Source organism: Streptomyces griseus subsp. griseus (assembly GCF_000720255.1).
Lineage (GTDB): Bacteria > Actinomycetota > Actinomycetes > Streptomycetales > Streptomycetaceae > Streptomyces > Streptomyces griseus_I.
Genome location: NZ_JOJE01000260.1, coordinates 1 through 202, shown reverse-complemented (window position 1 = coordinate 202; position 202 = coordinate 1). Strand labels below are relative to the sequence as shown.

At 68.8% G+C, this 202-nt stretch carries 1 protein-coding gene; it reads right to left on the bottom strand.

Annotation, left to right across the window (positions count from 1 at the left end; genetic code table 11):
• Nucleotides 1-192: DUF6807 family protein (locus tag IG99_RS44045; protein ID WP_267882621.1), on the bottom strand; the 192-nt coding region annotated here is incomplete at its 3' end.
• Nucleotides 193-202: the final 10 nt, after the last annotated feature.

Genomic DNA, 202 nt, shown 5'->3' with positions numbered 1-202 from the left:
CAGGCCCTCCTCGGTCACGAACTGACCGCCGGTGAACGACCGTGGGCCCCGCCAGAACAGGCCGCCGTAGCCGGCGTTCTCCCGTCCCTTGGTGGTCGGCGATCCCATGGCGACGTCCGTTCCGGAGACGTTCGTCATCTGCGTCTCGAACGTCAACGCCCAGGCGTCCGGGGAGATCAAGTGCGCCCGCAGCGTCCTGCGT